The 19,231-nt window shown below is 33.1% G+C and carries 19 protein-coding genes and 2 pseudogenes; 17 read left to right on the forward strand and 4 right to left on the reverse strand.

Annotated elements, in window-relative coordinates:
* Window positions 1-292: 292 nt before the first annotated feature.
* The 5 genes from AC3WTA_RS19685 to cuyA all read left to right on the forward strand — a co-directional run bounded on the left by AC3WTA_RS19685 (window position 293) and on the right by cuyA (window position 5,483).
* Window positions 293-493 (forward strand): helix-turn-helix transcriptional regulator, encoded by a 201-nt coding sequence (locus tag AC3WTA_RS19685; RefSeq protein WP_000903049.1) that lies wholly within the window; start codon window positions 293-295, stop codon window positions 491-493.
* A gap of 5 nt (window positions 494-498) precedes the next feature.
* Complete coding sequence (locus AC3WTA_RS19690; RefSeq protein WP_000925448.1) at window positions 499-792, forward strand: hypothetical protein; 294 nt, start codon at window positions 499-501, stop codon at window positions 790-792.
* Between the two features lie 412 nt (window positions 793-1,204).
* Window positions 1,205-2,746 (forward strand): serine hydrolase domain-containing protein, encoded by a 1,542-nt coding sequence (locus AC3WTA_RS19695; protein ID WP_000797445.1) that lies wholly within the window; start codon window positions 1,205-1,207, stop codon window positions 2,744-2,746.
* A gap of 197 nt (window positions 2,747-2,943) precedes the next feature.
* Window positions 2,944-4,176, forward strand: a complete 1,233-nt coding sequence (locus AC3WTA_RS19700) for a DUF4073 domain-containing protein (RefSeq protein WP_000710417.1) — start codon at window positions 2,944-2,946, stop codon at window positions 4,174-4,176.
* Between the two features lie 311 nt (window positions 4,177-4,487).
* The gene (gene cuyA / locus AC3WTA_RS19705) at window positions 4,488-5,483 is read left to right on the forward strand and encodes a D-cysteate sulfo-lyase (protein ID WP_001046599.1); all 996 of its coding nucleotides are present in this window, start codon (window positions 4,488-4,490) and stop codon (window positions 5,481-5,483) included.
* A gap of 166 nt (window positions 5,484-5,649) precedes the next feature.
* Here cuyA and AC3WTA_RS19710 read toward each other — a convergent pair whose 3' ends face one another.
* Entirely contained in the window at window positions 5,650-5,940 is a 291-nt protein-coding gene (locus AC3WTA_RS19710) for a hypothetical protein (RefSeq protein WP_001176312.1), read from the reverse strand.
* A gap of 101 nt (window positions 5,941-6,041) precedes the next feature.
* Between AC3WTA_RS19710 and AC3WTA_RS19715 the strand changes: the two genes are divergently transcribed.
* From AC3WTA_RS19715 to AC3WTA_RS19725, 3 genes are all read left to right on the forward strand, one after another.
* Window positions 6,042-6,464, forward strand: a complete 423-nt coding sequence (locus AC3WTA_RS19715; protein WP_001214240.1) for a YhfM domain-containing protein — start codon at window positions 6,042-6,044, stop codon at window positions 6,462-6,464.
* A 911-nt stretch (window positions 6,465-7,375) separates the two neighbouring features.
* On the forward strand, window positions 7,376-8,821 hold the full coding sequence (locus AC3WTA_RS19720; RefSeq protein WP_001064110.1) for a L,D-transpeptidase family protein: 1,446 nt from the start codon (window positions 7,376-7,378) through the stop codon (window positions 8,819-8,821).
* A gap of 329 nt (window positions 8,822-9,150) precedes the next feature.
* Window positions 9,151-9,366, forward strand: a complete 216-nt coding sequence (locus AC3WTA_RS19725; protein ID WP_001104091.1) for a hypothetical protein — start codon at window positions 9,151-9,153, stop codon at window positions 9,364-9,366.
* 176 nt (window positions 9,367-9,542) lie between these two features.
* Here the strand turns inward: AC3WTA_RS19725 and AC3WTA_RS19730 are convergent, their stop codons facing one another.
* Together AC3WTA_RS19730 and AC3WTA_RS19735 are read right to left on the reverse strand one after the other, a co-directional pair.
* A complete protein-coding gene (locus AC3WTA_RS19730) occupies window positions 9,543-10,916 on the reverse strand; it encodes a sensor histidine kinase (protein ID WP_002096469.1) in 1,374 nt (457 codons plus the stop codon).
* Window positions 10,913-11,587 carry a response regulator transcription factor gene (locus AC3WTA_RS19735; RefSeq protein ID WP_001264526.1) on the reverse strand — a complete coding sequence of 225 codons (675 nt, stop codon included), beginning with the start codon at window positions 11,585-11,587 and terminating at the stop codon, window positions 10,913-10,915. The genes AC3WTA_RS19730 and AC3WTA_RS19735 overlap by 4 nt, the downstream gene beginning before the upstream one ends.
* Before the next feature lie 176 nt (window positions 11,588-11,763).
* Here AC3WTA_RS19735 and AC3WTA_RS19740 point away from each other — a divergent pair, with 176 nt between their 5' ends.
* Window positions 11,764-12,234 (forward strand): hypothetical protein, encoded by a 471-nt coding sequence (locus AC3WTA_RS19740; protein ID WP_001233665.1) that lies wholly within the window; start codon window positions 11,764-11,766, stop codon window positions 12,232-12,234.
* Between the two features lie 20 nt (window positions 12,235-12,254).
* A complete protein-coding gene (locus tag AC3WTA_RS19745; RefSeq protein ID WP_000912142.1) occupies window positions 12,255-12,578 on the forward strand; it encodes a PepSY domain-containing protein in 324 nt (107 codons plus the stop codon).
* Window positions 12,579-12,843: 265 nt separating this feature from the next.
* Here the strand turns inward: AC3WTA_RS19745 and AC3WTA_RS19750 are convergent, their stop codons facing one another.
* Window positions 12,844-13,176: a DUF1904 family protein gene (locus AC3WTA_RS19750; RefSeq protein ID WP_001120973.1), complete on the reverse strand. Its 333-nt coding sequence runs from the start codon at window positions 13,174-13,176 to the stop codon at window positions 12,844-12,846.
* A 680-nt stretch (window positions 13,177-13,856) separates the two neighbouring features.
* On the opposite strand from AC3WTA_RS19750, the pseudogene AC3WTA_RS19755 reads away from it, so the two are divergent.
* The 7 genes and pseudogenes from AC3WTA_RS19755 (at window position 13,857) to AC3WTA_RS19785 (ending at window position 18,956) form a co-directional block, all read left to right on the forward strand.
* Window positions 13,857-14,395, forward strand: a pseudogene (locus tag AC3WTA_RS19755) (GrpB family protein).
* A 318-nt stretch (window positions 14,396-14,713) separates the two neighbouring features.
* The gene (locus AC3WTA_RS19760; RefSeq protein WP_000023748.1) at window positions 14,714-15,199 is read left to right on the forward strand and encodes a hypothetical protein; all 486 of its coding nucleotides are present in this window, start codon (window positions 14,714-14,716) and stop codon (window positions 15,197-15,199) included.
* Window positions 15,200-15,319: 120 nt separating this feature from the next.
* Window positions 15,320-15,556, forward strand: a complete 237-nt coding sequence (locus tag AC3WTA_RS19765; RefSeq protein WP_000289868.1) for a hypothetical protein — start codon at window positions 15,320-15,322, stop codon at window positions 15,554-15,556.
* 521 nt (window positions 15,557-16,077) lie between these two features.
* A complete protein-coding gene (locus tag AC3WTA_RS19770; RefSeq protein ID WP_000665244.1) occupies window positions 16,078-16,263 on the forward strand; it encodes a hypothetical protein in 186 nt (61 codons plus the stop codon).
* 879 nt (window positions 16,264-17,142) lie between these two features.
* Window positions 17,143-17,226: pseudogene (locus AC3WTA_RS19775) on the forward strand (Holliday junction resolvase RecU); the annotation flags it as partial.
* 355 nt (window positions 17,227-17,581) lie between these two features.
* Window positions 17,582-18,016, forward strand: a complete 435-nt coding sequence (locus AC3WTA_RS19780; protein WP_002096472.1) for a hypothetical protein — start codon at window positions 17,582-17,584, stop codon at window positions 18,014-18,016.
* A gap of 238 nt (window positions 18,017-18,254) precedes the next feature.
* On the forward strand, window positions 18,255-18,956 hold the full coding sequence (locus AC3WTA_RS19785) for a YrrS family protein (RefSeq protein WP_000438682.1): 702 nt from the start codon (window positions 18,255-18,257) through the stop codon (window positions 18,954-18,956).
* Window positions 18,957-19,231 lie beyond the last annotated feature (275 nt).

Consider the following 19,231-nt stretch of genomic DNA (forward strand, 5'->3'; position numbering starts at 1 on the left):
AAGTGTAGCTGCAATACCCACGTTATGGAATTTATATAGTATATTTTTAATGATTTATTTTATATTTATTGTTTGGATGAAAGAGAGAAGTGCTTGAAGAGTAGTTCTCTTTTTTATTAAGTTTTTGAAACATCGCATTATATACATACGGTAAAGAAGTAGAAGATTAGTAGGCATGGGGAGAAATCTTTATGTCCTTTTTTATGAGGATTTTTAATTTTAAAAATAAATTGTAAAAAATAATTTACAATTTGTAAAAAATAAATTACAATTATCTCAAGAGGTGTTACTATTGTTGCATAATAAAATTGTAGTTTGTCGAGCAGAAAAAGGTTGGACCCAAGAAGAACTGGCAACAAGAGTGGGAGTTAGTCGTCAAACTATCGCTACTCTTGAAAAGAATAAATATAACCCTTCTCTAATTCTTGCCTTTAAAATCGCAAATGTATTTGAAAAGCCGTTAACCGACGTATTTGATTATCTAGAGGAGTGATACATATGTTGTTGTTAAAAATTTTATTATTTGGTTTAATAGTGATAAGTAAGATGTATGTAATAAAATTTCAATCAAGTGATGAAGCAAATGACGAAAGAGGAAGAGAAATTCTATATAAAACAAATAATGTTTTGTACAATATTCTATATTTAGGTATCCTTGCCATTATTGTTTTACAATTAATTGATATTATTCCTTTGAAATTTCTACCTGATTTGTTATTGTATTTTGCACTTTCATTAAGTGTGTTAGGCAGTATTTTTATATTTATCAACAGAAACAGTAAAAATTACTAATACGAGTTAAGTGTTTAATCTTGTTCTGTTAGTTAATTGAACAAAATTTTTTTTAGTAAGCTACATAAAATAATCAATCTTTTTCATAAAAATTTAAGGAAGCCAAAAGAACCCCGCACATTTTAATCAAAATGTGTGGGGTTCTTCTTTTTATAAAATAAATATTTGTAGTGTGGAATATATCCAATTGATTAACCAAACTAGTATTTTAGGGGCATTAACTGAAACCATAAATATAACCTCATGTCTATCTTGTTGATGAATTTCATTGTCCTCGGATAAAGGACAATAGTAGATCTTTGATTTTTATTACAATTTTGTAAGGTTAAGTAATAAAAATCGATAGAATGGGATATTAGAATGGGGTACTCTGATTGACGGATAGAATATTCTGAAAAAAGGGGTAGAGCAAATGAAGAATAGACAAAAAGCATCGATAATATGCAAAAGTATTTTATGTTTAATGATTTGTATATTCATTACGAATGAAGCATGGTTTACAAATGTGGTGAGGGCAGAATCGGGCACGTTGACTGATAGGAGTATAGAGGATTTCAAAAAAAAGCTGGATGAACAGGTACCAAAATGGCAGGGGAATTATGAGGTACCAGGGGTTGCAATAGGGGTTGTACATGAGGGGCGTATTGCTTATACACTAAACTACGGTTATGTAGATAAAAAGACAAAAAAAGCGGTGAGTGATGATACTTTGTTTCAAGCTGGTTCCATATCTAAAAGCCTTACAGCGTGGGGAATCCTACATCTTGTAGATGAAGGTCGTTTATCACTTGATGATCCCGTTGAAAAATATCTGACCAAATGGAAATTACCTAATTCAGAGTTTAATAATAATGAAGTCACGATAAGAAGATTGCTAAGCCATACAGCAGGGCTGTCTGCACATAAAGGATACCTCGGGGTTACACCAGGGAAACATCTTGACTCTATCGAGGAGTCTCTGTCTGGAAAAGGATGGCTTAATGAACCAGTGGAGGTTACCAATAAACCAGGTTCAGAAACAATTTATTCTGGTGGCGGATATACAATTTTACAACTTGTAATTGAAGAGGTTACCGGAATACCGTTTGATCGTTATATGGAAGAACAAATTATGAAACCTTTAGGAATGAAATCTAGTTCATTCTTACAACGTCCTGAAAATCATAACCTTTCGAAAGCTTATGGATATTTTGGAGAGGAGCTCCCTAGTTACCAATTTACCGAACAGGCTGCTGCAGGTCTCAAGACAAATGTTACGGATATGATGACATGGATACTTGCAAGTATGGATACAAATAATAAAGGGAATGGTGTCATCAAAAGTGGACGTGTTGAGGAAATGCAAAAGCCGGTATTAAGGGAGAATAGTTTAGGTATATTTGAAAAAAAATTATCTAATCAATGGAAATTACTTTATCATTCTGGTGACAATCGAGGCTGGCATTCTTTTTATGGTTTCATTCCTAATACAAAGGATGGATTGGTAATCCTCACGAATAGTGAAGGTGGTATAGACTTACGACAGGATATTTACCACGCATGGATTGAACATGAAACTGGAAAATTACCTGAAAGTTACTTCTCTCTAGCTGAGCAGAGAAAAAGTAATTCCATTACATCAATTGTTATTGGAGCCACACTTAGTGTATATTTGCTGCTATTTGTAATTAGATTGTACAAAGGTAGAAGAACTTTCATTTTTAAGCAAGAGAAGAAATCCCACATCGGATTAGTAGTTAGGACATTTTTATTTATTATTACTGCTATTCTCGTTTTTTGTGCTGCATACTTGTGGAGGGTTTTCAGCTTGAATTCCGGTAATACATTAAATTTTATTCTAATAATGGTATGGATTATAACATTATTAATTAGTGGATTTTTCCCGAAAATTAGAAGTAATAAAAAACAACGTATGAAACGAAAAGATTTAACATCAAAATTTACATGTATGTAATGTTAAAGGCTAGAAAGCTAGATTGGCGCGAATCTCGAATTGTGGAGTGCAATGAAAAGACAAAACCCCTTAAAAAACTCTTAATTTTTTACCCAATCAACCTTTACAATCCCTCCTTATAATGTGAATTGGACAAGCATCTAAGAGAAAACAGAACATGTCAGTTTATACATTCTATTATTAGGGGGAGAATTTGTATGAAAAAGGCAGTTGCTTCATTAGCTGTTATGGCGGCATTATTACCGACGTTTTCAGTACATGCGGAAGGGAAAGAGCAAGGCCGAAAATTAGCTACAACTTTTAATGTTATTAGTGATATTCAAGGGGATTTAGGGGATTTTGATCACGTATTAAAAGATATGAACAAAGTGACACCACTTTCTAGAGCGCTTATTATGAATGGGGATATAACGTCAACGGGACAACAGTCACAATATGATGATGTGAAGCGTGTGTTAAATAAAAATAAATATCCAGAGAATGTATGGTCAACTGTTGGGAATCATGAGTTTTATGCTGGTAAATGGACAGCTGCTGGGAAACTTTCTCAAAGTACATGGCCAAATGGTGTAACGGAAGAAACGCTATTCAACCGCTACTTACAATTTAGCGGGCAAGAAAAGGTATATCATAAAAAAGAATTAGACGGTTATCCGCTTTTATTTTTAGGAACTGAAAAATATATGAAATACCACGATTCAAAAATGTGGGATGAAGTATATATGAGTGATGAGCAATTAGGATGGTTAAAACAAAATTTAGAAGAGTACAGTCAAAAAGATAAAAATAAGCCGATTTTTATTTTCTCTCATCACGTGTTACCTGATACAGTATCTGGATCAAGACAATCACCGTATTTAAATGACTATTTAAACGTGGATAAATTGTACGATATATTAAAAGACTATCCGCAAGTTGTTTTCTTCACGAGTCATACGCATTGGGATTTAAACTTACCAGACTGGGCTGGTAAAAAGAAAATTGCAGGCGGAGATAAAAAAGGCTTTACAGTTGTGAATACGGGTGGTATTGAAACAGGCTGGATGTCAGCTGGACCAAATGGCGGAGAGAAAACTGCTCCAGATGGATATTCATTTAAACAAGGATTACAAGTGAAAGCATATGGTAACGATGTAATGGTAACAGCTTACGATTACAAACGTGATAAGGATATAAAAAAATTATTAATTAGTGATTCGAAAGTTGCACAAATGGCACCGAATGTAACCGCTGATGATAGTAAAAACGTAATCGTCGGTGCAACGGAATATATGGAGTACTCTGTAGAGGGAACTAGTGAGTGGAATACGTATAATCCAGGAAACCCACCAAAATTTGATGGGGACAAAATTGTACACGTACGTCATAAGGGCGAAATGAATTTAGAGCCAGGATTAACACAGCTTCTTCGATTTTCGGCAAATAAGTGATTAGTAAGGGCCTACTTTTTAATGAGTGGGCTCTTTTGTGTTGTCGTTTTTTGTCGGTAAGTCGATATATTTCAAGTTATGAACGATATATTTAAAAAAATCGTTCATATAAACTTCATGTATCGAAATAAAATGAAAGTTATTAATGTAATTTCACGTACCGTATTGGAGTTAAAATTATTAATACAATTCCATTCACAAAAACCGAATTCCAATACATTTTTCCACCAGAAAGGTGACTTCATCATTTTTACATGTAATAATAGTATCGTTACATACATTGTGAAAGAAGTACAAAAGGAGCGTTATTTATGAATTTAGCTAAATTCCCGAGAAAAAAATATACAGAGTCATATACACCAATTGAAAAATTAAACAATTTTTCTGAAGCACTTGGTGGGCCGACTATTTATTTTAAACGAGATGATTTACTTGGTTTAACAGCTGGTGGTAATAAGACGAGAAAGTTAGAGTTTCTAGTTGCGGATGCACAGGCAAAAGGTGCAAATACGTTAATTACAGCTGGTGGTATTCAGTCAAACCATTGCCGTCTAACACTTGCAGCTGCGGTAAAAGAAAAAATGAAATGTATTCTTGTATTAGAAGAAGGGCTTGAGCCAGAAGAGAAGCCAGACTTTAACGGAAACTATTTCTTATATCATTTACTAGGTGCTGAAAATGTAATTGTTGTACCAAACGGGGCAGATCTTATGGAAGAGATGCATAAAGTAGCGAAAGAAGTTAGTGAAAAAGGTAATACACCATATGTCATACCAGTTGGTGGATCAAATCCTACTGGTGCAATGGGATACGTTGCTTGTGCGCAAGAAATTATGGCACAATCATTTGACCAAGGAATTGATTTCAGTACAGTTGTTTGCGTAAGCGGTAGCGCTGGTATGCACGCTGGTTTAATTACTGGTTTTGCTGGAACACAAAGTCACATACCTGTAATTGGAATCAACGTAAGTAGAGGAAAAGCAGAACAAGAAGAGAAAGTAGCAAAACTTGTAGAGGAAACGTCAGCTCACGTTGGTATTCCGAACTTTATCCCGCGCGAAGCTGTTACATGCTTTGATGAATATGTAGGACCAGGTTACGCGTTACCAACGCCAGAAATGGTGGAAGCAGTTCAATTACTTGCGAAAACAGAAGGTATTTTACTGGATCCAGTGTATACAGGCAAAGCGGTAGCGGGATTAATCGACTTAATTAAAAAAGGTACATTTAATAAAGAAGACAACATTTTATTCGTACATTCAGGTGGTTCACCAGCTTTATATGCGAATACGTCTTTATTTGCGTAAGTGTGAAAAAGCATTGGGTATCCAATGCTTTTTGTTATATACTGGAAATGTCCGGAGGTGAGAAGGGGGGATATGAATTCAAATTAAAATGGATTATATACACGGTACTCGGCATTTCGATTCTATTAATTTTATTTGTGGCTTATGGAGTTTATTTATATTTCACTTAAGTGAAATGGTAACCGAACCAAAGGAAGAATAAAATAATTACTGTGTTAAATAGAGTAAAACATAAACCGATAATCGCTAAAATTTTCCTTTCATTTCGACTACAAAAAGATATAACCGCTAATAGAATTGCTATAACAGCGGAAGCTAGTATGAAGTAGGCGAAAGGCACGACATATTCTACTCCAATTCTGTCTAAAATGGGTGTGAAGAGAAAGAGATTAATAGTAACGAATATACTTACAATGAGAAACGTATAACTTTTCCAAGTATATGTTTTTAACTGCATGGAACGGCACTCCTTCCCCTTTATTGTTTATATTTCTAAGTTTAATGTAATTACCTTTATTTTATAATATTAGTATTTTTATTGAAATGAGGTAGATAAATATGAGGGGTAAACATTTGTCTTTCGTTTTTATTGTCATCTGTATATTTATAGTAACTGGCTGTTCAAATATACTAGGAAATGAAGATCAAACAATCGAAGCGCAAAAACATATTGGTGATAATGAATATGAAGATTTTAAGGTGGTGACAGATAATAACGAAGTGTTGCAAGTAAAGAAAATATTAGATGATACTACTTTTGAAAATAAAAAAGTGGAGATGTCTCGTCCAGCTGATTATCACTTTGTTTTTCAATTTAAAAATCCAAAAATAGAGGCGAAAGCTGTTTTGTATCAAATTTGGGTAAGCACTAATAAGGGGAAAATGGAAATCAAGGCGGGGGATAATCGGTACGCTCAATTAGAAGGGAAACATGCAGCCACTTTGTTTCAGATTGTTACAGGGGAGAAACTAGTTGAATAAGCGTATATAGTGTTATAGGAATTCAGCTCGTATTTTTCAATTTGGAGATAATTAGTTTTCAACAAAAATAGCTATTTTTTTATATTGGAATAAACATTGAGAATCGGATAAAATGTAAATTGGATATTGACTTGATGAGCATGAGGTTCTACGCTTATAAGCGGATTAATGAACCTTAAGGTGTGCATTAATCCGCCATTAAATAATAATACTAGGAAATATATTGTTTTTACAAAGATTCGATGTTATGTTTAATTTTCTCAATATAATATTTTCCTTATATAGGAGTGGCTATTTGAAGAAATTAATATTATTAGTTTTATTGGCTACATACTGTCTCGCTATTGCAGGATGTTCTAATAATAGGATTACACCAAAGAATGAGTCTAAAAATTCAACACCTGAAAAGATTAATCGTATTAATAAAGCGTGGTACAAACATATATAATAGTTTTAAAGAAACTTGAAATTGTTGATGATAAGGTCATAATGTGAAATTCGTTAGGCCGATAGTAGAGGTTGTGAAACCTGGTGAAATGTGGGAAGCATAGTTTGCATTTGAATTTATAAAAAATGCGACATTAAAATATTCACAAATAAAAGGCATTCTATGTTGCCTTCCTCTAACTTGAAACTTCTCAAAATTATTTCACTAGGTTAAAATATTTATAGAGATTATCACCTTTCAACATTAGGGAAATGCGAGGGGGCCGTAATAACTCGATTGATGTGGTCCTTTTTTCACTTTATCTACCATCTTTATATATCTTTCTATTAAAAAATCTAACTTTAAACGATTAAAGTTAGATAAAACTGGTCAAAAACAATGAAATTTCAGGAAAAATAAGGTACACTATTCAATGGTTTTGGTTTAAAATCGATTGACGTTAATGTATACGGGGGAAAGATTGATGAACAACAATACAGTAAATGAATCTGTGGAAGAAGTTGAGAAAAAACGGGTAAGATCGAGAAAACGTTTTACAAATTGGAAGCTAATCGCTGCGGGTGGCGGTGTAATTGCACTTCTTATTGGAGGAATGAGTTATTATCAGGCAACTCACTTCAATTCGAATGTTACGATTAATGATACAAAGGTCGGTGGTTTGAGCGCTGATCAGGCAATACAGAAATTAAAAACATCTGGATTAGCAAATAAAGTCTATATTGATCAACAACAAATTTTAGATGAACAAGATACAAAAACGGAGCTAACGGAAAAAGATTTGCCACAAGTTAAGAAACTATTAAAAAGCCAGTGGACATTTTTCCCTTCCGCAAAGGAAAAAGATTATTCATTGCTACCGAAAGAAGCGGATCAGTATCGTAGTGAAACGATGAAAAAACTTGTAGAAGAAAAGCTTGTTTCTATGAATGAAAAATTAAAAGCGCCTCAAGATGCTATGGCGAAGCTCGAACAAGGAAAAGTTGTAATTTCGAAGAGTGTTGATGGAAAACAGTATGACGTTACGAATCTACTAAAAGATTACGACAAGCAGAAGCATAAAAGCGAAATTCATCTAAAGTCTGCATACATACAGCCTATTAAAGAAGACGATCCGATTATCAAAAAAGAAGAGAAAGCATTACAAAATCTTCTTGGGCAGTCTGTTGATTATAAAGTGCAGGATGAAGTGTACTCATTAAAAGCGAAAGATCTAATTCAAAATGCGTCTATGTCAAAGGACATGAAAGTGACAATCGATGCGAGCGAAATTCAGAATAAGATTTCTGAAATTAATAAGGCTAAATCTACATTACATAAAGACTTCGCTTTTAAAACACATTCTGGTTCGGTTATATCAGTAAAAGGACAAGGATACGGCTGGGCACTAGATGTGGAAAAAGAAACAAAACAAGTTCAACAAGCCTTTGAGAAAGGCGAAAAATCGCTTTCTGCTTCTAATATTCACGGGAATGGTTGGGAGAAGGAAGGAATCGGCTATAAAACAACATCGAATAATGGCATCGGTGACACATATGCAGAAGTTTCAATTGCAGATCAACAAATTTGGATTTATAAAGATGGGAAATTAGTCGTCACAACAAATGTAGTAACGGGTAAACATAGCACGAGTGAAGATACATCACCAGGTGTGTGGTACGTTCTATATAAACGAACACCATACACGCTGAAAGGAAGCGCAGTAGGTAAAGCTGATTATGCAGTTAAAGTAGATTACTGGGTTCCATTCACAAATAGTGGTCAAGGATTCCATGATGCAGGCTGGCGAAAAGACTGGGGAAATAATGCTTATTTAACAGGGGGATCAGGTGGGTGTGTAAACCTTCTGCCTAACGTTGCAAAAACTGTATATGATAGTTTGAACACGTATGATCCAGTTATTGTGTACTAGAAAATAGGTACGTATCAAGAAATAAGGCAGGAAATTTTACTTGATGGTATATGAAAAAACACCTCTTGAATTCGCATGCGAAGTATGTAAATTCAATGGAGGTGTTTTTTGTTTGAAAACAAGAGTTCATTGCTTATAAGAAACAAAGTAGGAAGAGGTTGAAGTGAAGAAACAGGTATTCAAACAGTCAATAAAATTGACATTGAATATCATTTTCACTTATTATGGAATCATTGCATTTAATTAGACATGACTTTTTTATTAATATAATAGATTTCTAATAAGGTGTCCCATTTAATAATTTAAACGTAGGAAAGGGTAATATAAAAATGAACTGGAAAAAAGGCGGATTATGGATTATTATTTTTTTCATTGTAAAAGGTACGATTTCTACATTGTTAATCGTTACAGGTGCTAAATATTTTGATTTATCATTTATGCAACTTTTCGTACTAATACTGGTCTTATTACTGATTTCTCTCATAAGCCGAAAATTGCTGCATAGACATAAACAAAACAAAAAGCAAAAAGAGCTAAATATATAATAAAACCCCAGAGACCTTTGGATTTCTGGGGTTTTATTTCGATATTTTTCCATATGCATATCAACTGAACAGAACAGGTTGTCAAAAATGATAAAATCGATGCTGATTAAAATGCATCGGTTACTTTTATATAAGGAATGAAGAATCTTCATTCTGGAGCTACAAATATTCATAAATTATGCTTGTTTTTCAATTGGTAGTTTAAAGGTAAAAGTACTGCCTTCTCCTAATTTACTTTCAACCGTAATTTCTCCTCCGTGTAGTTCGACAATCCATTTTACCATCGACAATCCTAAACCTGTGTTTCCGATGTTTGAAGATGTTCTTGCTGCGTCAACTCGATAGAAGCGGTCCCATATTCTCGTAATATGTTGCTCGCTGATGCCTATGCCATTATCGGAGACTTTACCTATTATGTTGGTTTCATCACGGAACAGTTGCATATGCACAGTGCCGTTCGCTTTGCTATAAGCAATCGCATTCGTTAGTAAATTCATTAATAAACGCATCATCAATGTTTGATCTGCTTTCATAAACAGGTCTTCCTCTATATGAGTTGTGATATCAATCGAAGCTTCTTGAACCATTAATGAAAGCTCTTCTACAACGATTTCCGTTAATTCACTCATATTGATACATTCAAATTGGAAAGTATTATGATTTTCTTGGTCAGCTCTTGCTAATAATAAGAGTTGTGAGATTAGCGCGGACATTTTACGTGATTGCTTTAAAATTACTTCTAAAGATTCTTCCATTTCTTTCGGATTATTCCTCAGTGATAAAGCGTATTCGCATTGCGAAATAATAACAGATGTTGGTGTTCTTAATTCATGAGATGCATCAGATGTAAATTGTTTTTCACTTTCGAATGATGTCTCCAATCGCTCAAACATTTTGTCAAAGGTTTGTGCTAAATGATACATTTCGTCTTTCGGTGAACCTTGTAAATTAATTCTCTTCGAAAGGTCTTTACCATCACCAATTTTACTGGCTGAATCACTCATTTGTTGCACAGGTCGAAACGCTCTTTGTGTAATAAAATATCCCCCCACTGCGGCAATGAGAATAAGTAATGGGAATGAGATGAGTGTTATCACAATAAGCGTATTCATCGTTGATGATAATTGGTTCATAGTCATTATTCCACGAATCCAGACTTGCTCATCGCCGCCTGCATTATGGAGAAAATCATATACAATCCATTCTTTATTACCGTCTTTAATAGTTTGTATTTCATCGGATTTAAGCGATATCTTTTTATTAAAGCTTGTTGGACTATGTCCTGCCAGCGGCTCACCTTGTTTACTATAAATGATGATATTTACTCCATCTTCAAAGGTTTCAAAATCATCGTCCATCTTTAATTGACCATGCTTATACTCGATATCTTCAATACTTTCTTTTACTGTGCTCTTCAATTGATCTTTCATATTAAAAAGCAAAACTTTATCTGAAGAAGTTAAAATAAAAGCTAACACGAGTGCCATAATAATTACAATTAGCCCCGTATACCACAGGGTCACTCTCATTTTTATTGATAGTCTTTTCATGATTCTACTCGCAATACGTAACCAGTTCCTCGTACTGTATGAATTAACTTCGTTTCAAACTGGCTATCAATTTTTTTACGAAGATAGCGGACGTAAACATCAATAATATTCGAGCCACCTTCATAGTCGTAATTCCACACATGTTGCTCAATTTTATCTCGTGTCAACACAACTTCTTTATTACGAATCATATATTCTAAAATAGCAAATTCTTTACTGGAAAGAGTGATAACCTGGTCTCCTCTTGTTACTTTATGCATATTGCAATCTACCACTAGGTCAGCGATTTCAAATACATTAGATGTATTTCCTGTTTTTCTTCGCATTAACACTCGAATTCTTGCTAATAGTTCATCAAAAGCAAACGGCTTTACTAAATAATCATCCGCACCTAAGTCGAGTCCTGTTACGCGATCATCAATTGTATCTTTAGCTGTAAGAAGCAAGACAGGAGTTGTATTATTATCCGCGCGTAACCTTTGTAATACTTGTAAACCATCTATTCCAGGAATCATAATGTCAAGCACAATCAAATCGTAGGTAGCCATGTTTATATAATCCAAGGCATCTTCGCCATTCCCACATGCATCGACACTATAATGTTCTGCATTTAATCGTTTTACTAATATATTTTGTAAGTCTTGTTCATCTTCGACAATAAGAACTCGCATTAACATTCTCCTTTTCTTCTTATTAATATGTATCAGTATAATTCCAAAACATTAAAGAAAGATTAGAAACTATTTAATTATATCATTTTATTTTTTTGTACATTAATCTTCCTTTAATGTTTGTTCAGTAATATAAAGGCAAGGATAAGGTGCACATGTAAAGGGAGGAAAACAGAATGAGAAAGTGGATGTTGATTGGAGCAATGTCTTGTTTATTCTTAACAGCTTGTTCTACTCAAGCTGATAACAATACAGAAGTACAACAACTGAAAGTGGAAAATGATACATTGCAAAAAGAAAGTGCTCAACTACAACAAGAACCAAACAAAACAGGGCCTGCTACGAATGACACGAAGCAAATACAAGATTTCAAAAACGAAGTCACATCTATCGTTGAAAAGGCAAATAACACGAAACCAGTTGGAGCAAAAGAAGAAAACTTAAATACGTACTTAGCAGCAAAAAAAGAAATTGATCAATTAGATGACAAGATAGATCTATCTGATAATCAGCTAGAAGCAGATTATCACGCTGGAACGATAACTGTTGAACAATATGAAACGCAAGAAAGAGAACACGATATATTGGAAGATCAATTAGAGCAAGCAGAAAATGCACTTGAAACAAGATTTGGAATAGATGATTAATCATGAAGGAGTGGATGAAAATGTTAAAACATAAAAAGAAAATAATGATAAGTGTAATTGCTATTTTAGTAAGTGGTATTGCTATTGTTGGTGGATATTATGGTATGGGTTACAATTATGCTAAAAAGAATGAAAACTACACAGAGAAACAAGTTCGTGAAATTTCTTTAGCTCATACAAATGGAGAAATTATTAATGTGAAAAAAGAATTCGAATTAGAAGATGACAACTTAGCACAATCTAAATTTGAATATGAAGTGGAAATTAAGACACCTGATAATCTGTTAAATAGTTTAAAAGTTAGTGCTAGAACAGGTACAATAGAAATCAATAATGAGGATTAAAAAAATATCGCATATTTGAAAAAATTCCTAACAAAATTTGTTAGGAGTTTTTTCATGGTTATATTCTACTATTTTAAAAGAGGGATCGCTACAACACCATCAAGCTAATATTTTGATGTCCCCAAAAACAAAAAGTTTATCTCTTCACAGTTAGTTGTCTATGAGAATTGAGTTCATTTTTGTGTGTTTGGATATTCGCTTTTCTTAGCATGATGGCAATGTGGTTCTACCCCTTATAAATGTTACAAAAATCTTTCGAATAGCTCTAACTTGCACAATGCTTCCCGTTAATATAATACGCTGATTCTGTGAAAACCGTAAATACAACCTCTACTTCTGGAAGTCCAAAATCCATTACATATGTAGTAATGGCCTTGGCAAATCGATCACGAATTTCCTGTCCACGCTCGAACCATTTCACTTCAATAAGAGGAAACGCTTCTATTTCTTCTCCATTGAATACAAACGTAGAACTTGGTAGTTCCAACGTAAAATTATCCGTACCACACTCACAAATCTCTGCGAGCTCTTCTACTAATGGCTTGCTTATGCTTTTTAATTGTTCAGTAGTAATTCCACGAAATACAACATGCGGCATATGAATCCCTCCGTTAGATAGCTTTATATATGCTCACATCATAACACAATTTATTTTACTGCACTAACATCTATTGGTATATTTCAATGACATTCTTAAGAATGATCATATGTTATTGAAGCAATACATGTATTGTAACTATTTAAAACATTTGAGAGCTCGGTAATTGGGTAAATAAAAAAAGCCTTATCATTCTCCCTGTAAGGAGGCATGAGGGGGAGGCCTCTGTTAGGAAAGGGATAGTGCGCTTATATATTTTAAAAAGAAAAGACACACTAAGGTGCCTTCCTCCGACTTGATAACCACTTTAATTTTAATAACATTGGATTCCCATCCGAATACTATTTTACCATGTTAAGTAATGTTGGTCATTGAGAAAGTCAAATACGTAGTGTTCATATATAGTGACATCTAGGAGCATGCAAGATTTAATACAGTTTTTTATTTATCCAACAACAAAAAAGAACCTTAAAACCGTGCCAGGATAGGAATGTATAAAAAAATGCATAGGTCGATAGAAAAAGAAAGGAGGTTCCCTTGTAAGGGGAAGATTCCTCCTTGTCCTTGCTACTGATAATGATGCGTTATGTTAACCTCGGATGAATACTATATACATCTAAAAATCTGAACAAATCGGTTCTCTCAAATGGTACAATTAGGAAGGAAGAGGTGGATGAATCATGACAAAAAGCGAAATAAAAATTGAAGATTATAACCCAGAATGGTCAATTATTTTTAAAGAGTTAAAGCATGTTATTGAAGCTGAATTAGATGACTTATTATTATCCATTGAACATGTTGGTAGCACCTCAGTCAATAATCTAAGTGCAAAACCCATTATAGATTTAGACCTTGTAATAGATAATCGTGATATGCTTCCAAAAGTCATTCAAAGGCTCGAAAAGTTAGGTTACTATCATGAAGGTGATTTAGGTATTGAAGGTCGCGAAGCTTTTGGAAGAAAAGATCACTTCACACCATGGCATGGAGAAAAAAAGTCTGGATAGACCACCACTTATATGTTTGTTGTAAAGAAAATAAAGAAATTATAAGACATTTAGCGTTCCGTGATTATCTTCGAAACCATCCAGAATCTGTTAGAGAATATGGACAATTAAAAAAGGAATTGTTAGAAACAACGAAAGATCGAGCAAGTTATACTGAAGGTAAAAGTGACTTTGTAAACAAGATTTTAGAAGAAGCAATAGAATCATTTTGAACTAACAAACTAATTTATAATTACTTCCAATAACGATAATTATGTAAATAAGCTGTCCATATGGGGAGCTTATTTTATTTTTACGTGTAGCATAGATTATATTGAAAAATACTAACGGTATCCTAGGGAGCATAAAAAAGCAACAAAATACTAAACAAAAGTATATGGAGCGAGATACCATATAATTATAATAGATATTTTAAAATTGTTAGAACACTCGAAAATTATCGTAAGAATCGTATTTTTTTCATAGTCTATTTACGCAATTTATGTTATGGTTCATATGTTAATTTCTTACAATTTTTTCGAGAGGGGTATATGTCAATTAAACGTAAGATTTTATCTTTTGTAGTAGTTCCAATGTTAATGTTAACTGGGGTTGGATGTGAGACTAAGGTTAAGAAAGATGAAGCAATGGAAGCTTCTGTTAAACAGAATAAAAAAGAAGACTTCAGTAAGAACCTAGCATATTTAATGAAAGATTTCTCCGAACAATCTAAAGAAATAGACGGTATTGTAAAAAGTAGCAAGTCAATGAAGAAAAAGTCAGAAGAGTTAAAAGAAGTATCTAAACCTTATTTAGAGTTAGTGGACAAAATAAGTAAGTTAGAGTATGAAGTAAAAGATCACCCAGTACAACATAATGTAGGTTTAGCGATGATTCATGTAAAAGATGGGGTGGAAATCATACAAGAAGGTTTAGATAAGGGTAAAGAATATGAAGTTGATGGTGGGATTGAAAGATTAGAGACTGCTTCTAAGTTAATAGATAAAGCAAACAAAGAATTGAAAAAATCTAAGTAACCTAATTTTATATGAAATAAAGGGTGGTACCACATGCCCATCAAGCTAACATTTTATAGTGCTCCTAGAACAAAACTAATATAGGTATCTCGGTATTTAAAAATGATTGGAGTGAAACATATGTATTGGAAAAAGGATAGAGATTTTCCACAAATGAAATTTCAATTGGGTGAAAAAGTATCGTTTAAATTCGGAAATCAGATTCTCATTGGAACAATTGACATTAGAGATTTTGGCGGTTCGATTGAACACGACTATCATTCTTATGATATTCTTGTCAAAGAAGAAAACATGCTATACAAACACATTCCAGAGCGTGATGTTTTCAAACTTACACATTCGGAGAATTTTCACTAGGACAAGAGATACTATAAATGAAGAACGCGAAGTTAAAGTAATTGATGAGTTTTTAAATACGTATAGGGAGTCTCATCATGGGATAGCGGCGAGTTGAAAAGAGGTGGGACTTTTAAAACGTTTTGAATTTTTCCATCTCATTATACTAAAGTTTAGTGGTGAAATTAATATGAATCAATGGCTAAGTAATAATAAAAGAGCAGATCACTATTTTGGCGGTTGCATATTAAAGTTTTTGTCTACTGTCGTGTTTTTTTAAAAGAGGTGAAAGCTATTATCCCACTTATAAAACTAGGCAGTAGGCTCCAAAAGAAGAACCCCCATCGACCAGTAACTAGGGTGACAGTTAAGAAAAGAAGTGGTACTAAAATAACCATTATTAAAGATATTCTTTGATATGGATTCATATAAAGACGCCCCCTTTATGGATAAATAGTATTGTATGTATATTTACAATTGAGTAACGTTGAAAGTTCATTATTTATAATGAAAATTTCATTTTAATACAAAAGGGAATGGATATGAAAGAAACAGAACAACTCGAACAACTTAAAAAGAACATTTTGAGCTTGTCAATGTCTATGATTGATGCGCCATTACGTGGATTAAGCGGATCACAGATATGGACAGTTAATAAAACTCTGGAAAATATATTAGGGAAAACAGATATCACGATAGAAAAGTTAATGGATGAAACAAAAGAATAAGGATGGTTTAAACCAAACAATAAATAAGAGCAGCTAGCAAAAGCTAACTGCTCGGTTCTCCAAGGGGGAACAAGGAGAAAATCTAATGTCATATACAGTATTGACGGAATATTGAGTTTTATTCTATTAAAATCCAAAAAACGAATTTAATAATTACGATGCGATTAAAGATACTTAAAACACACTATTAATATTAAGTACAAAAGTAAGAACAATGTAAGTGTAATTGTAATTATACTTCTAATCGTTGTTTTCGCAGTAGTTGGCGTATTCATTCCTATAAGGCCACCAATGAATGTCCAAGCTGTTAATATTAGTAAAAAAATTATTGGGTCGGTAGAACTCCAATTCATCGCTGTATTAATAGATTCATTTTCAAAGTATAGGATAAGTAAACCAACACAAATAAATGAAAAAATAAAAGACCATAAGTTTATAGTATGCTTCATGATTGCTCCTTTATTAACATGATGTTTTTTACTGAATTTTAGCAAAGAGTAAATGGAATTAAAACAAAATAATCCTTTTATGAAGAAAGGACCTGTTGTCTCCAACAGGCCTTTTCCTAAAATGGCAAAGAGTAACTCTTACCTTACTCTTCCGCTATATAATATACAAAACAAGTATAGATGTACAGAACAAGAAATTCCAGTATGGTTATTTTAATATATAAAATTAATGTGTTATAACAGAATTAAACATCAGGAATTAAATTACAAATGTTGGTTTATTAATGAATTTCAATGATAGAATCGAAAGTGATAAATAATAAAGTAATATTATAATAATAAAATATGAAATATTGCATATTTTATTGAAGTAGAAATTTACAAGTAGGAAGCGAGGAATAACAATGGGACTAGGAAACCGTGGGATGGGATGGCATTTGAAATGCTAATGTATCAAAGAGGGGGCGTGGTGCTTATCGACAAGTGTCTGACTCCTGTGAAGGTGTTATTTTCGAATTTCCCCAAAAAAGTACGCTATTCTATGCAAATGACGTCCTACGTGAAAACACCGCATATCATTTTAAGAAAAGGTATTTAGAAAACGAAAAATCAAATCATCCGGCTGACCCGCTATTTCCCCTGTACAAGGATTCTCCCACCACAGAACGATAAAATTATCGAAGAGAATTATGAGCCTTACTTGACGAAACAAATGATAGGAAATTCATGATGAGATATACATATTCATTATTGAAATTAGTAATAATAAAATGTATTATTGAAAAGCACTATTTATAATTCAAGTAATCAAGGCTATGTATCCATAATAATTTGAACATTCGGAAATTATAATATTATCTAAAAATGAGGTGAGATTAATAGAAACAGTACATATTAAATGGTATGGATTGTATAGTTTAAATGATTTTTATAATAGAGAAGAAGCTTTTAAGAAGGGAATATTTGCAATCTCTAGAGTATATGCTAAGAATGAAACATTGATCTATATAGGAAAAACCAAAAGAAGCTTTATACAAAAGATAAGGGAACTTAATAAGGATTGGATTTTTGATGAAAGCGAATTAAAGATTACATTAGGAATAATAGAGTTTCCTAGTGGTGAAAGTTACTCTGAAAAAAAGGTAAAAGAGATAAAATCCCTTTTGATTTTACGACATACCCCAGTAGAAAACAACACATCTTTATTGTACAATAGAGGGCAGTTTAATTTGAAAATTATAAATAAGGGAAGGAGAGGCTTAATTGTTAAAAAGATTTCTACAGGAGATCTAATGTGGACGTAATTGGAATCACCTTTGAATAAAATTGAAGGTTTCTTACGAACAGAAGCTTATCAATTTTTAATGTATTAAAATATTTTTGAATAACATATGTCAGATGCTTGAAACAACACAAATTTTATTATGATATGAAATCTTGTATGGGAATTGTGATTTATTTCCATCGTTTAATAAAAATATTAAGAATTATAAGGATAATGCATAAAGATTAGAAGAGAAAATAAACTCGGGGGTTTAAAAAATGGAACAAGTAAGCAGGTTTCAAGAAAAACAACAAAATCGTCGTAAAAAGGTGGTTTTTAATATTGCATTTACTTTGGTATTAGTGACAGTTGGTATAGTGACATACCAGTTGTTTTCCCCTTCTGATACATCTAAGAAAGCAATTGCCCAAGAAAAGAAAGCAACAAAGATAGAAGAGAAGAAACGTAAAGAGAAAGAAGCAGCGCAGTTAGAAGAGAAGAAACGTGAAGAGAAAGAAGCAGTGCAGTTAGAAGAGAAGAATCGTGAGGAGAAAGAAGTAGCACTGTTAGAAGAGAAGAATCGTGAAGAGAGAGAAGCAGCACTGTTAGAAGAGAAACAAAAAGCAGAAAAATCGGCAAAAATGAACGGAAATGAAAATAAAGAGGGAGAAAAAACAGCATCTCAAGAAAAGGGTTCTCAAACTAATCCTTCTTGGAAGCCAATTGGTACAGTGCAAGGAGCAAAACCTGAAATGAAATTTAAAGAAGGAACAGTAGATTGGAGTGAGATGAAAAAAGCAATTTCTTATGCTGTTGATGTTCCAGAGAGCCAATTGATTTTCGATTTTATTGGGAATAATGGTGATAATAAAGCCTACGGTAATGTACGAGATAAGCAAAGTAATAAAAAATATAAGGTTGATATTGATTGGGTAGAGAATCAGGGGTGGAAACCAGCATCTGTTCAAGTGGTGAAATAAATAATAGAAATGTAATTATGTGTTTAAAAGTTTACTTTTTTAAAAACTCAAAAAAGAGTCCGTATCAATCAGGACTCTTTTTGTTATGTTGACAGCATTAATTACTTGGACTCATTTTTTAGATCCTGATGCGGACAAACTTTGATGACTGATAAAGTGCCAACTTGTGTGATTGTTCATCGACTAACAAAAGCACAACAACAAAAACGATTACAAGATCAAGCTGTAAGAGAAAAAAAGAAAGGAATGAAGTATTCTCCTCGTAGTAAACGACT

It is taken from the genome of Bacillus sp. EB106-07-01-XG149 (assembly GCF_058791555.1).